A 13,627-nucleotide genomic window follows, 5' to 3' on the forward strand; every position below is an offset into this window, starting at 1 on the left:
GGCGCCGCACCGCCTGCCAGCCCGCACAGACCCGCCCCTGCCGCTGTTGACAGGAGGCAATCAACACCGGCGGACCGCCTTGACGGCCGCCACTATTCCGGAGGTTGCGAGACCATGACTCTGAACAGCTCTCAGCGGCGCAGAATGGCCGCGGGCGCGCTGCTCGCGGCGGCCACGATGGTCGTCACCACCGCCTGCGGTGGCGGCAGCGGTGACGGCGGCAGCAAGGGCAAGGCCGGCGCCCCCGGCTTCGACGCCGCCGTGAACAAGGTCGCCAACCCCTCGGACAAGAAGGGCGGCGAGCTGAAGTTCATCGGCTCGCAGGAGGCCGACTCGTGGGACCCGCAGCGCGGCTACTACGGCTTCGTGTGGGACTTCGCGCGCTACTACACGCGCCAGCTGGTCAGCTTCAAGGCCGAGCCGGGCGCCGCCTCCACCGAGCTGGTGTCCGACCTCGCCACCGACACCGGCAAGGTCTCGGCCGACGGCCTCACCTACACCTTCACCCTGAAGGACGGGGTGACCTGGGAGGACGGCAAGCCGATCACCTCCAAGGACATCAAGTACGGCATCGAGCGCATCTGGGCCCAGGACGTCATCTCCGGCGGCCCGATCTACCTCCAGCAGGTCCTCGACCCGAAGATGGAGTACAAGGGTCCCTACAAGGACACCTCGCCGGACAAGCTCGGCCTCAAGGCGATCGAGACCCCGGACGACAAGACCATCATCTTCAAGCTGCCTGTCGCCAACGGTGACTTCCTGCAGATGCTGGCCATGCCCGCCGCCTCCCCGGTCCGCCAGGACAAGGACACCAAGGCCCAGTACGGCCTGAAGCCCTTCTCCTCCGGCCCGTACAAGTGGCAGTCCTACACCCCCAACAAGTCGATGCTGCTCGTCCGCAACGACAAGTGGGACGCCAAGACGGACACCATCCGCAAGGCGCTGCCGGACAAGATCAGCGTCAAGTTCACCACCAACGCCGACGACATGGACAACCGTCTGGTCGAGGGCGAGTACGACCTCGACCTCAACGCCACGGGTGTCGGCGCCGCGGCCCGCGCCAAGGTGCTCCAGCAGCACAAGGAGAACGCGGACAACCCGCAGACCGGCTTCATCCGCTACGCGGTCTTCCCGCAGACGGTCATCGACAACGTCGAGTGCCGCAAGGCGATCATCTACGCGGCCGACTCCAAGTCCCTGCAGACCGCCCGTGGTGGCCCGCAGGCCGGTGGCGACATCGCCACCAACATGCTGCCGCCGGCGATCAAGGGTGCCGACCCGAAGGCCGACCCGTACGGCAAGCTGGCCGGCAAGCCGGACATCGCCAAGGCCAAGGAGGCCCTGGCCAAGTGCGGCAAGCCGAACGGCTTCAAGACCACGATCGCGGTCCGCAACAACAAGAAGATCGAGATCGCGACCGCCGAGTCCCTCCAGCAGTCGCTGAAGGCCGTCGGCATCGACGCCCAGATCGACCAGTTCGACGGCGCCCAGACCTCCGGCATCATCGGTTCGCCGAAGGTGGTCAAGGACAAGGGCTACGGCATCATCATCATGGGCTGGGGCGCCGACTTCCCGTCGGGCCAGGGCTTCCTGCAGCCGCTGGTCGACGGTCGCTTCATCCTCCAGAGCGGTAACAACAACTTCTCGGAGCTGAACGACCCGTCGGTCAACAAGCTCTTCGACGACGCGCTGAAGGAGACCGACCCGACCAAGGCCGGCGAGCTCTACAAGCAGATCAACACGAAGGTCTCGGACGCCGCCGTCTACCTGCCCTTCACCCACGAGAAGAACATCATCTGGCGTTCCTCGCGGCTGACCAACGTCTACACGGCCGACGCCTACAACGGCCGCTACGACTACGCGTCGCTCGGCGTCGTGAAGTAAGTCGAGTCTCCATCCACCCGCTCCAACGGCGCACCACCCGCCGCTAGGTCCGAAGGGCAGGTGATGGCCGCTCACGGCGGCCGGGGAACCCGATCGGGATCCCCGGCCGCCGGTCGGCCGACCGCATGCTTGCATATCTCGTCCGACGGCTGTTCGCCGTCGCAGTGATGCTGATGGTCGTCACCCTGGCGACGCTCAGCATCTTCTTCCTCATCCCCAAGATGACCGGCAGCGACCCTGCCGCGATGTTCGTCGGCAAGCAGGCGGATCCGGCTTCCATCGAAGCTGTCCGGCAGAAGCTGGGCCTGGACGAGCCGATCCTGGTGCAGTTCTGGCACTTCGTCTCCGGAATCTTCGTCGGCCGCGACTACGTCGGCGGCGGCAGCACCATCTCCTGCGAGGCACCCTGCTTCGGTTACTCGTTCCGTACCGAGCAGGACGTCTCGACGATGCTGGTCGACGCGTTCCCCGTCACCATCTCCATGGTCATCGGCGCCGCCGTGCTGTGGCTGGTCATGGGCGTCTCGACCGGTGTGGTCTCCGCCCTCAAGCGGGGCACCATCGTCGACCGCGCCGCGATGGTCACCGCCCTCGCCGGTGTCTCGCTCCCCATCTTCTTCACCGCCATGCTGGCGATGCTGATCTTCCGCACCCAGCTGGGCTGGCTCAACGCCTCGTACGTGCCGATCAGCGAGTCCTTCGGCAGCTGGTTCGGCGGACTGCTGCTGCCCTGGATCACCCTCGCCTTCCTGTACGCGGCGATGTACGCGCGGCTCACCCGCGCCACCATGCTGGAGGTCCTCGGCGAGGACTACATCCGTACGGCACGGGCCAAGGGTCTGCCGGAGCGGGTCGTGCTCGGCAAGCACGCCATGCGCTCCACGATGACCCCCATCCTGACCATCTTCGGCATGGACCTCGGCGCCCTCGTCGGCGGCGCGATCCTGACCGAGACCGCGTTCAACCTCCAGGGCCTCGGCTGGATGGCGATCAAGGGAGTCAGCGAGCGCGACCTGCCGCTGATCATGGCGGTCACGCTCATCACCGCGGCCGCCGTCGTCATCGCCAACCTCGTGGTGGACCTTCTGTACGCGGTGATCGACCCCCGAGTGAGGCTCGCATGACGGACAAGCTGACCAAGACCGGTGCGGCCCTGGGCGAGCCGGTCGCGTCCGGGAGCGCCCCGTCCGACGCCTTCCTCGACGTCCGCGACCTGAAGATCCACTTCCCGACCGACGACGGCCTGGTCAAGTCCGTCGACGGGCTCAGCTTCCAGCTGGAGAAGGGCAAGACCCTCGGCATCGTGGGCGAGTCCGGCTCCGGCAAGTCGGTCACCTCGCTCGGCATCATGGGCCTGCACACCGTCGGCCAGTACGGCCGGCAGAAGGCCCGGATCTCCGGCGAGATCTGGCTGAACGGCCGCGAGCTGCTCACGGCCGACCCCGAAGAGGTGCGCAAGCTGCGCGGCCGCGACATGGCGATGATCTTCCAGGACCCGCTGTCCGCGATGCACCCGTACTACTCGGTCGGCGCGCAGATCGTCGAGGCGTACCGGGTCCACCACCCGGTCGACAAGAAGACCGCGAAGAAGCGGGCCGTCGAACTCCTCGACCGGGTCGGCATTCCCGAGCCGGCGAAGCGCTTCTCCAACTACCCGCACGAGTTCTCCGGCGGTATGCGCCAGCGCGCGATGATCGCGATGGCGCTGGTCAACAACCCCGAACTGCTCATCGCGGACGAGCCGACCACCGCGCTCGACGTGACCGTGCAGGCACAGATCCTGGACCTGATCCGGGACCTGCAGAAGGAGTTCGGCTCCGCGGTCGTCATCATCACGCACGACCTCGGCGTCGTCGCAGAGGTCGCCGACGACATCCTCGTGATGTACGGCGGCCGCTGCGTGGAGCGCGGACCGGCCGAGGCGGTCTTCTACGAGCCGCAGCACCCCTACACCTGGGGCCTGCTCGGCTCGATGCCGCGCATCGACCGGGAGCAGACCGAGCGCCTCATCCCGGTGAAGGGCAACCCGCCCAGCCTGATCAACGTCCCCAGCGGCTGCGCCTTCAACCCGCGCTGCCCGTACGCGGACGTGCCCAAGGGCGGCATCACGCGCACCGAGCGCCCCGAGCTGAAGGAGACGGGCAGCCGTCACCACTCCGCGTGCCACATGTCGCGCGAGGAGCGGACCCGGATCTGGACCGAAGAGATTGCGCCGAAGCTGTGAGCGACAACAAGAGCACCGAGCCCCTGCTCAAGGTCAACGGCCTGGTCAAGCACTTCCCGATCAAGAAGGGGCTGCTGCAGCGCCAGGTCGGGGCGGTCAAGGCGGTCGACGGCATCGACTTCGAGGTCTACCCCGGTGAGACGCTGGGCGTGGTCGGCGAGTCGGGCTGCGGCAAGTCGACGATGGGCCGGCTGATCACGCGGCTGCTCGAACCGACGGGCGGCAAGGTCGAGTTCGAGGGCGTGGACGTCTCGCACCTCGGCGTGGCCAAGATGCGTCCGCTGCGCCGCGACATCCAGATGATCTTCCAGGACCCGTACGGCTCGCTGAACCCGCGCCACACGGTCGGCTCGATCGTCTCGGCGCCCTTCCGCCTCCAGGGCGTGGAGCCCGAGGGCGGGGTCAAGAAGGAGGTCCAGCGCCTGCTCGGCCTGGTCGGCCTGAACCCGGAGCACTACAACCGCTACCCGCACGAGTTCTCGGGCGGCCAGCGCCAGCGCATCGGCATCGCGCGGGCGCTCGCCCTGAAGCCCAAGCTGGTCGTCGCGGACGAGCCGGTCTCGGCGCTGGACGTCTCGATCCAGGCGCAGGTGGTGAACCTCCTGGACGACCTCCAGGACGAGCTGGGCCTCACGTACGTGATCATCGCCCACGACCTGTCGGTGATCCGGCACGTCTCGGACCGGATCGCGGTCATGTACCTCGGCAAGATCGTGGAGCTGGCGGACCGCAAGTCGCTCTACGAGTCGCCGATGCACCCGTACACCCGGGCCCTGATGTCGGCGGTCCCGATCCCGGACCCCCGCCGCAGGGGCGCGAAGAGCGAGCGCATCCTCCTCACCGGTGACGTACCGTCCCCGATCGCCCCGCCGCCGGGCTGCCGCTTCCACACCCGCTGCTGGAAGGCGACGGAGGTCTGCAAGACGGTGGAGCCCCCGCTCGTCGAACTCCGCCCGGGCCAGCGCGTCGCCTGCCACCACCCGGAGAACGCGGAGGGCGTGACGGTCCCCTCGGCGAGGGAGTCGGTCGAGGTGACGATCACCAAGGCGCCCCCGGCGGAGGCGCCGGAGACGGTCGAGGCGCCGGAGACGGCCGACGGCGACACGCCGAAGGCGTAGTGGCCTCCGAGGCCCCTCACCGCCCGAACCGGGCAGTGAGGGGCCTCGCCGCGCGGCGCGAAGGCTGCGGCCTCCCGGGGGTTCGGGGCGGAGCCCCAGGTCCCGTCAGGGTTTCGGGAAGGGGTGGGGTGGGGGAATCCACCACCCCACCCCGCCCCACGCCGTTCGGGCGCCGCCCCCCGCCGCGCAGCCACCGCGCAACGGGGCCCTGAGGCGGACCCCCAGGCCGTTCCGGCGCACCCGTGCACACCCGTCACAATGGTCGCCGTGGTTCACGATCTGTTCAGTCCCTCCGTTCAACACGCCCTCGACCTCGTCGGCATCTTCGTCTTCGCCATCTCCGGCGCCCTCCTCGCCGTCCGCAAGAACTTCGACGTCTTCGGCATCGCCGTCCTCGCCGAGGTCACCGCGCTCGGCGGCGGCCTCCTCCGCGACCTGATCATCGGCGCCGTACCCCCCGCCGCCTTCACCGACCTCGGCTACTTCCTCATGCCGCTCGTCGCCACGGTCCTGGTCTTCTTCCTCCACCCCCAGGTCGAGCGGACCCAGACCGCGGTCAACGTCTTCGACGCCGCCGGCCTCGGCCTCTTCGCCGTCACCGGCACCACCAAGGCGTACGACTACGGCCTCGGCCTCACCTCCTCCGCGGCCCTCGGCCTCGCGACCGCCGTCGGCGGCGGTGTCCTGCGCGACGTGCTCGCCAACGAGGTCCCCTCCCTGCTCCGTTGGGACCGCGACCTCTACGCCGTGCCCGCCATCGTCGGCGCCACGATGGTCGTGCTCTGCATCCGCTTCGACGCCCTCAACGCGTACACCAGCGGCGCCGCCGTCCTCACCGCGTTCGTGCTGCGCCTGCTCGCCATGCGCTACCACTGGCGCGCGCCCCGCGCCTGGAACCGCCGTTCCTCCGCCCGCGAGGAGCCAGAAAAAGCTACCGCTTAGTAGTGTCCTGCTGTACCGTCGGAACCATGAGCACGAGCATCGAGACGATCGCGGGGACGAGCGAGTTCGACCGCGACACCGCCGTCACCCTCCGCGCCCCCGGCGTCTACGACGCCGACCTCTCCGCCGGCTGGACGATCATCAGCGCCGTCAACGGCGGCTACCTCCTCGCCCTGCTCGGCCGCGCCCTCGGCGACCACCTCCCGCACCCCGACCCGTTCACGATCTCGGCGCACTACCTCACGCCGTCCGTGCCCGGACCCGCGGTGATCCGCACGGAGACCGTCCGCACCGGCCGCACCCTCTCCACCGGCCAGGCCTCCCTCTTCCAGTACGCCGAGGACGGCACCGAGGTCGAGCGCATCCGCGTCCTCGCCTCCTACGGCGACCTCGACGCGCTCACCGACGAGGTCCGCACCACCGCCACGCCCCCGGCCTTCGCCCCCATCGAGCAGTGCTTCGGCGCCTCCGACGGCCCCCGGCCGCCGATCCCCGGCTCCAGCGCCATCACCGACCGCCTCGCCCTCAAGCTCGACCCGGCCACCGTCGGCTGGGCGATCGGCGCGCCCTCCGGGAAGGGCGAGATGCGCGCCTGGTTCGCCCTCGCCGACGGCCGCGAGCCCGACGCGCTCTCCCTGCTCCTCACCGTCGACGCCCTGCCGCCGACCTCCTTCGAGCTGGGCCTGAAGGGCTGGACCCCGACCGTCGAGCTGACGACGCACGTCCGCTGCCGCCCGGCCCCCGGCCCGCTGCGTGTCTCCATCACCACCCGCAACCTCGCCGGCGGCTTCCTGGAGGAGGACGCCGAGGTCTGGGACAGCGCCGACCGCCTCGTCGCCCAGTCCCGCCAACTCGCCCGCGCCCCGCGCGGCTAGGGCCTTTCGTTTGGATCATGCCGTACGGGAGCGGCGACCGAGGTGGGCGCCGTCCCGAGGGGGCGGACCGGTGGGCGCGGTGGGTGCCACCCACGAGCCGGGTGCGGGTACGGGCAGCTCCACCCCGGGGGCGCGAACGGGTCACCACCGCACGCCCTCGTAGAATCAAGAAACCATGGCTTATCTCGACCACGCCGCGACCACGCCCATGCTCCCCGAGGCGATCGCGGCGATGACCGCCCACCTCGCCGTCACGGGCAACGCCTCCTCCCTGCACGCCGCCGGGCGGCGCGCCCGGCGGACCGTCGAGGAGGCGCGCGAGACCCTCGCCGCCGCCCTGGGCGCGCGGCCCAGCGAGGTCGTCTTCACCTCCGGCGGCACCGAGGCCGACAACCTCGCCGTCAAGGGCCTGTACTGGGCCCGCCGCGACGCCGACCCCGCCCGCACCCGGGTCCTCGCCAGCCCCGTCGAGCACCACGCCGTCCTCGACGCCGTCGACTGGCTGGCCACGCACGAGGGCGCCACCGTCGAGTACCTCCCCGTCGACCGGTACGGCCGCGTCCACCCCGACGCCCTGCGCGAGGCGATCGCCCGCGAACCGGAGACCGTCGCGCTCGCCACCGTCATGTGGGCGAACAACGAGATCGGCACGATCATGCCGGTACGCGAACTCGCCGACGTCGCCCGCGAGTTCGACGTCCCCCTGCACTCCGACGCCGTCCAGGCCTTCGGCCAGGTCCCGGTCGACTTCGCCGCCTCCGGGCTCGCCGCCCTGACCGTCTCCGGCCACAAGATCGGCGGCCCCTACGGCATCGGCGCGCTGCTCCTCGGCCGCGAGTACAGCCCCGTACCCGTCCTGCACGGCGGCGGCCAGGAGCGTCACGTCCGCTCCGGCACCCTGGACGCGCCCGCCATCGCCGCGTTCGCCGTCGCCGGGCAGCTCGCCGCCGAGCGGCGCGAGGAGTACGCCCGCGAGATCGGCGGCCTCCGCGACGAGCTGGTGGCCGCCGTCCGCGCCGCCGTCCCCGACGCGATCCTCGGCGGCGACCCGGTCGACCGGCTCCCCGCCAACGCCCACTTCACCTTCCCCGGCTGCGAGGGCGACTCCCTGCTCCTGCTCCTCGACGCCCAGGGCATCGAGTGCTCGACCGGCTCCGCCTGCACCGCGGGCGTCGCCCAGCCCAGCCACGTCCTGCTCGCCACCGGCACCGACCCGGACCTCGCCCGGGGCACCCTGCGCTTCACCCTCGGCCACACCTCCACCGAGGAGGACGTGGCGGCCGTCGCCCGGGCGATCGGCCCGGCGGTGGAACGGGCGAGGACCGCGGGCCTCGTCTAGGGCCTTTCGTTTGGATCGGGCCCGCGAGCCCGATCCAAACGAAAGGCCCTAGATCGCGTCCGGAAAGCCCGGCCTGACCCCGAGAACCTCACGCGGGCTTCTTCGACGCCTCCCGCACCAGCTTCATGTACCGGTCCCAGTCCCAGTGCGGACCGGGGTCCGTGTGGTCGGTGCCGGGCACCTCGACGTGGCCGATGATGTGCTTCCGGTCGACGGGTATGTCGTACCGCGCGCAGATCCCGGCCGTCAGCCGCGCCGAGGACGCGTACATCGCCGCCGTGAAGTCCTGCGGACGGTCCACGAAGCCCTCGTGCTCGATGCCGACGCTCCGCTCGTTCATGTCCCGGTCCCCGGCGTGGAACGCCACGTCGAGCTCGCGGATCATCTGCGCCACATGACCGTCCTCGCGGACCACGTAGTGCGTCGCGGCGCCGTGCCCCGGGTTCTTGAAGACCTTCAGCGCGGTCGCGTAACTGCCCTGGACGACGTGGATCACCACACGGTCGATCGTGAAGTCGGCCGGCCGGTCGGCCCGCCGCCAGTTCGCCCGGGACGCCGCCGTCCAGTCCGCGCCCTTGTGGTCGAGCGCGCCCTCGACCCGGTCCCGCTCGGTGCCGGGCAGCCGCCACCAGGCGCGCGCCAGCTCGTCGCGGGCCAGTGCCGCCGTACCGAGGACGGCCGCGCCGCCTCCGAGCAGGACGGCCCGCCGCCCCACCCCCCGCTTCTTCTCGCTCCCCATGTGCAGGACAACGCTTACTCACGCGACCGTGGTTCCCGGAGCCCCGTACCCTGGTAGGGCTATGACTGAGACTCCCCAGCGCCGCCTCCGTGTCCTTGCCGCCATGTCGGGCGGTGTCGACTCCGCCGTCGCCGCCGCCAGGGCCGCCGAAGCCGGGCACGACGTCACCGGCGTCCACCTGGCGCTCTCCGCGAACCCGCAGTCCTTCCGTACCGGTGCGCGCGGCTGCTGCACCATCGAGGACTCGCGCGACGCCCGCCGTGCGGCCGACGTCATCGGCATCCCCTTCTACGTCTGGGACCTCGCCGAGCGGTTCCGCGAGGACGTCGTGGACGACTTCGTCGCGGAGTACGAAGCGGGCCGCACGCCCAACCCGTGTCTGCGCTGCAACGAGAAGATCAAGTTCGCGGCGCTGCTCGACAAGGCGCTCGCACTCGGCTTCGACGCCGTCTGCACCGGCCACTACGCCACGGTCGTGCTCAACGAGGACGGCTCGCGGGAGCTGCACCGGGCCTCCGACATGGCCAAGGACCAGTCGTACGTCCTCGGTGTCCTGGACGAGAAGCAGCTCGCGCACGCGATGTTCCCGCTGGGCGACACCCTCACCACCAAGGACGAGATCCGGGCGGAGGCGGAGCGGCGCGGCCTCGCGGTGGCGAAGAAGCCCGACAGCCACGACATCTGCTTCATCGCCGACGGCGACACCCAGGGCTTCCTGGCCTCCCGGCTCGGCCGGGCCGAGGGCGACATCGTGGACGAGTCGGGGGAGAAGGTGGGCACCCACGAGGGTGCGTACGGCTTCACCATCGGCCAGCGCAAGGGCCTGCGGATCGGCCACCCGGCGCCGGACGGCAAGCCGCGCTACGTCCTGGACATCTCGCCCGTGAACAACACGGTCACGGTCGGCCCGGTCGAGGCGCTCGACGTCACCGGCCTGACCGCGATCAAGCCCCGCTGGTGCGGCACGGCCCCCGAGGGCTCCGGCCGTTACACCGCCCAGCTGCGCGCCCACGGCGGCGAGACGGCGGTCACGGCGGCGCTGGAGGACGGCGAGCTGACGGTCACCTTCGACGAGCCGGTCCGGGGCGTGGCCCCGGGGCAGGCGATCGTGCTGTACGACGGCACGCGCGTGGTGGGCTCGGCGACGATCGCGACGACGGTACGACGCACGGAGCCGGCGACGGCGTAAGGCCGAGCCGAGGGCGGCGGACGGGAGCCGGCGACGGCGTACGGAGAGCAGGCGGCGGCCTACCGGCCCTGGCTCTCGGACCGCCCCGGCTCACTCCTCCTCGAAGAAGTCCTCAAGGACCGGCGCCAGGACGTGCGGCGCCACCTGGTGCGTCTGGCCCGTCAGAGTGCGGTGGCGGCCCCGGGGGAGCGCCGTCGACACCGCCATGGCGGCCCGGCGCGTCCGGGCCGGGCTCGCGCCGCCGTCCACGACCAGCACGCGCGCGTGGACCCGCCCGAGCCGCGCGGCCGGCACCGTCCCGTCGCCCAGGACCGCGTGGTCGTACGCGAGGGTGTGCGCGACGGCGTCCAGCAGCGGCCGCGCCGGCACCGACTCCGTCGCCTCGGCGAGGAACAGCTCCAGCGCGGCGTCCCGCTGCCCCCGCTCCAGCAGACCGGCCAGCCGGCGCCGTCGCGCCACGAACGACTCACGGGCCCCCGCCTCCGCCGAGAACGGCGGCTCGAAGACCGAGAGACGTTCCACCGGCAGCCCGGCGGCCACCCCGGCGAGCGCCAGCGCCCCGCCCGAGGAGATGCCGTGCACGAACGCCGTGCCGCCCACCTCGCCGATCAGGGCCTCCAGGTCCTCGATCTCCCGCTCCACGTCGTACGGCCCGGTGTCACCGCTGCCGCCGCGCCCCCGCCGGTCGTACGTCACGACCGCGTAGCGCGGCGCGAGGAGGTCGGCCAGCGGCCGTTCGGTCTCGGCCGTGCACAGGGCGCCGCTCACCAGGATCACCGGCACCCCCTCCCCGCGCCGCTCGTACGCGATCCGCGTCCCGTCCGCGGACCTGACCCGCCCCCGGACCCTGCTCAGCGTGCCGCTCGTCTCGTCCATGGCAGTCATGACCGGGCGCGCGCCCGGAACTCATCGGCGGGCCAAGGAAATTCCCAGAAAATCTTGAAAGCCGAGGTCAGGGCCGCGAGGGATACGGTGGAGCCCATGAACATCTGTGTCTTCCTCTCCGCCGCCGACCTCGACGAGCGCTACACCGCCCCCGCCCGCGACTTCGCCGAGCGCCTCGGCAAGGCCGGTCACACGCTGGTGTGGGGAGGCTCCGACTCCGGGCTCATGAAGGTCGTCGCGGACGGGGTGCAGGAGGCGGGCGGTCGGCTCGTCGGCGTCTCCGTCGAGTTCCTCGCGGCCAAGGCCCGGCCCGGCGCCGACCAGATGCTCTTCGCCAAGGACCTCGCCGAGCGGAAGGCGCTCCTCCTGGCCAAGTCCGACGCGATCGTGGTCATGGTCGGCGGCACCGGCACCCTCGACGAGGCCACCGAGGTCCTGGAGCTGCGGAAGCACGGCAAGCACACCAAGCCCGTGGTCCTGCTGAACACGGCCGGGTTCTACGACGGCCTGAAGGCCCAGTTCCGGCGCATGGAGGAGGAGGGCTTCCTGCCGATTCCCCTCACCGACCTGGTCTTCTTCGCGGAGGACGGCGTCTCCGCCCTCGCCCACCTGGAGGCGTCGATCGCCGCGCGGTGATGCGAGCATGGTGTCCATGGCTACTCATGTGATCACCGGGGCGGGTTCCGGCATCGGCGCGGCGGTCGCCCGCCGGCTCCACGCGCGCGGGGACGACCTCGTGCTCCACGCGCGCGACGCCGGCCGGGCCAAGGAGCTCGCCGCCGAATTCCCCGGCGCCCGGACCCTCGTCGGGGATCTCGCCGACCCCGACCGGCTCTCCTGGGCGTTCTCCCACCAGAGCCTGCCCGAGCGCGTCGACACCCTCCTGCACATCGCGGGCGTGGTCGACCTCGGCCCGATCGGCGACCTCACCCCCAAGACCTGGCGGCACCAGCTCAACGTCAACCTGATCGCCCCCGCCGAGCTGACCCGGCACTTCCTGCCCCAGCTGCGGGTCTCCCAGGGCCACGTCGTCTTCGTGAACTCCGGCGCCGGGCTGAACGCCCACGCCGAGTGGGGCGCCTACGCCGCCTCCAAGCACGGCCTGAAGGCGCTCGCCGACTCCCTGCGCCACGAGGAGCACGGCAACGGGGTCCGGGTCACCTCGGTCTACCCGGGCCGCACCGCCAGCCCGATGCAGGCGAAGGTCCACGCCCAGGAGGGCAAGGAGTACGACCCCTCGCAGTGGATCGACCCCGAGTCGGTCGCCACCACGATCCTGACGGCCGTCGATCTCCCGCGCGACGCGGAGATCAACGACCTGACGGTCCGTCCGGGACGGTAGGAACCGTGAACGAGAGCACCGAGCCCACCGGGACGAACGGCACGACCGAGCCCTCCGGGACGACCGAGCCCGCCGAGACGACCCCCTTCCGCTGGGGGCCCGCCACCGGCGTCGGCTCCCTGCCCGGCGGTGACGCCCGGGAGGCCGCCAGGACCGTCACGGGCACCTTCGAGGACTTCCCCTTCCTCGCCGAGCTGCCCGCGCGCGGTCCGGGCGCCGACATGATCGGCCGGACCATCGGGCTGCTCGTCGACATGTACGCGCGCGTGGAGCCCAGCGGTTGGCGGGTCGGCGACCGGCCCGGCCGTGACACCCGGCGCGCCCGCTCCTGGCTCGGCGAGGACCTCGACGCCCTGGAGGAGTTCACCCAGGGCTACGAGGGTCCGCTCAAGGTCCAGGCCGTGGGCCCCTGGACGCTGGCCGCGGCGCTCGAACTGCGCGGCGGCGAGGCCGCCCTCGGCGACCCCGGCGCCTGCCGGGACCTCGTGGGCTCCCTCGCCGAGGGCCTCGGCGCCCACCTCGCCGAACTCCGCAAGCGGATCCCGGGGGCCAGGATCGCCCTCCAGCTCGACGAGCCCTCCCTCACCGCCGTCCTGCGCGGCCACGTCCGTACCGCCAGCGGCTACCGCACGTACCGGGCCGTCGACCGGCAGGTCGTCGAGAGCGCCCTGCGCGAGGTGATCGCGGTCCACGACGGCCCGGTCGCCGTCCACTCCTGCGCCCCCGACGTGCCGTTCGGGCTGCTGCGGCGGGCGGGCGTCGACGCGGTCTCGTTCGACTTCGGGCTGCTCACCGAACGTGACGAGGAGCCGATCGGCGAGGCCGTCGAGTCCGGCACCAAGCTCTTCGTGGGCGTGGTGCCCTCCACCGACACGGCATTGTCCGACCCGGGCGGTAGCGTCATGGGTGTCAGGACGCTGTGGCGCAGGCTGGGGCTGAATCCGGGGACTCTCGCCGAGTCCGTCGTGGTCACCCCGACGTGCGGGCTCGCGGGCGCTTCGCCCGCCTATGCCCGCGCGGCCCTCGCCCACTGCGCCCGGGCGGCGAGATCGCTCGCGGACAACCCTGAGTGACTTCGGTCCGAGGCAAC

13 protein-coding genes are annotated in these 13,627 nt (G+C 71.5%); 11 read left to right on the plus strand and 2 right to left on the minus strand.

Features of this window, described 5'->3' with window-relative positions:
• Positions 1–114: 114 nt before the first annotated feature.
• The 7 genes from ACGFYP_RS21270 to ACGFYP_RS21300 all read left to right on the plus strand — a co-directional run bounded on the left by ACGFYP_RS21270 (position 115) and on the right by ACGFYP_RS21300 (position 8,382).
• Positions 115–1,884 (plus strand): ABC transporter substrate-binding protein, encoded by a 1,770-nt coding sequence (locus tag ACGFYP_RS21270; protein ID WP_393495616.1) that lies wholly within the window; start codon positions 115–117, stop codon positions 1,882–1,884.
• Between the two features lie 125 nt (positions 1,885–2,009).
• The gene (locus ACGFYP_RS21275; RefSeq protein WP_361959309.1) at positions 2,010–3,008 is read left to right on the plus strand and encodes an ABC transporter permease; all 999 of its coding nucleotides are present in this window, start codon (positions 2,010–2,012) and stop codon (positions 3,006–3,008) included.
• Positions 3,005–4,108 (plus strand): ABC transporter ATP-binding protein, encoded by a 1,104-nt coding sequence (locus tag ACGFYP_RS21280; protein WP_361959306.1) that lies wholly within the window; start codon positions 3,005–3,007, stop codon positions 4,106–4,108. Before ACGFYP_RS21275 ends, ACGFYP_RS21280 begins: the two co-directional genes overlap by 4 nt.
• Entirely contained in the window at positions 4,078–5,226 is a 1,149-nt protein-coding gene (locus ACGFYP_RS21285) for an ABC transporter ATP-binding protein (RefSeq protein ID WP_393495777.1), read from the plus strand. The genes ACGFYP_RS21280 and ACGFYP_RS21285 overlap by 31 nt, the downstream gene beginning before the upstream one ends.
• A 258-nt stretch (positions 5,227–5,484) precedes the next feature.
• Positions 5,485–6,168: a trimeric intracellular cation channel family protein gene (locus tag ACGFYP_RS21290; RefSeq protein WP_393495621.1), complete on the plus strand. Its 684-nt coding sequence runs from the start codon at positions 5,485–5,487 to the stop codon at positions 6,166–6,168.
• 26 nt (positions 6,169–6,194) lie between these two features.
• Positions 6,195–7,043 carry a thioesterase family protein gene (locus ACGFYP_RS21295; protein WP_393495625.1) on the plus strand — a complete coding sequence of 283 codons (849 nt, stop codon included), beginning with the start codon at positions 6,195–6,197 and terminating at the stop codon, positions 7,041–7,043.
• A gap of 175 nt (positions 7,044–7,218) precedes the next feature.
• Positions 7,219–8,382, plus strand: coding sequence for a cysteine desulfurase family protein (locus ACGFYP_RS21300; protein ID WP_361959258.1), 1,164 nt, complete (start codon positions 7,219–7,221; stop codon positions 8,380–8,382).
• A gap of 88 nt (positions 8,383–8,470) precedes the next feature.
• Here the strand turns inward: ACGFYP_RS21300 and ACGFYP_RS21305 are convergent, their stop codons facing one another.
• On the minus strand, positions 8,471–9,121 hold the full coding sequence (locus ACGFYP_RS21305; RefSeq protein WP_393495629.1) for an N-acetylmuramoyl-L-alanine amidase: 651 nt from the start codon (positions 9,119–9,121) through the stop codon (positions 8,471–8,473).
• A 61-nt stretch (positions 9,122–9,182) separates the two neighbouring features.
• Here ACGFYP_RS21305 and mnmA point away from each other — a divergent pair, with 61 nt between their 5' ends.
• A complete protein-coding gene (gene mnmA / locus ACGFYP_RS21310; RefSeq protein ID WP_361959252.1) occupies positions 9,183–10,310 on the plus strand; it encodes a tRNA 2-thiouridine(34) synthase MnmA in 1,128 nt (375 codons plus the stop codon).
• A gap of 90 nt (positions 10,311–10,400) precedes the next feature.
• On the opposite strand, the gene ACGFYP_RS21315 is transcribed toward mnmA, so the two are convergent.
• Positions 10,401–11,186, minus strand: a complete 786-nt coding sequence (locus ACGFYP_RS21315) for an alpha/beta fold hydrolase (protein WP_393495633.1) — start codon at positions 11,184–11,186, stop codon at positions 10,401–10,403.
• 105 nt (positions 11,187–11,291) lie between these two features.
• On the opposite strand from ACGFYP_RS21315, the gene ACGFYP_RS21320 reads away from it, so the two are divergent.
• From ACGFYP_RS21320 to ACGFYP_RS21330, 3 genes are read left to right on the plus strand one after another with little or no spacing between them, the layout of a single operon-like run.
• On the plus strand, positions 11,292–11,831 hold the full coding sequence (locus ACGFYP_RS21320) for a TIGR00730 family Rossman fold protein (RefSeq protein ID WP_393495636.1): 540 nt from the start codon (positions 11,292–11,294) through the stop codon (positions 11,829–11,831).
• 7 nt (positions 11,832–11,838) lie between these two features.
• Positions 11,839–12,537: an SDR family oxidoreductase gene (locus tag ACGFYP_RS21325; RefSeq protein WP_393495639.1), complete on the plus strand. Its 699-nt coding sequence runs from the start codon at positions 11,839–11,841 to the stop codon at positions 12,535–12,537.
• 5 nt (positions 12,538–12,542) lie between these two features.
• Positions 12,543–13,610, plus strand: a complete 1,068-nt coding sequence (locus ACGFYP_RS21330; protein WP_393495642.1) for a methionine synthase — start codon at positions 12,543–12,545, stop codon at positions 13,608–13,610.
• Positions 13,611–13,627: the final 17 nt, after the last annotated feature.

It is taken from the genome of Streptomyces sp. NPDC048370, assembly GCF_043200825.1.
Lineage (GTDB): Bacteria > Actinomycetota > Actinomycetes > Streptomycetales > Streptomycetaceae > Streptomyces.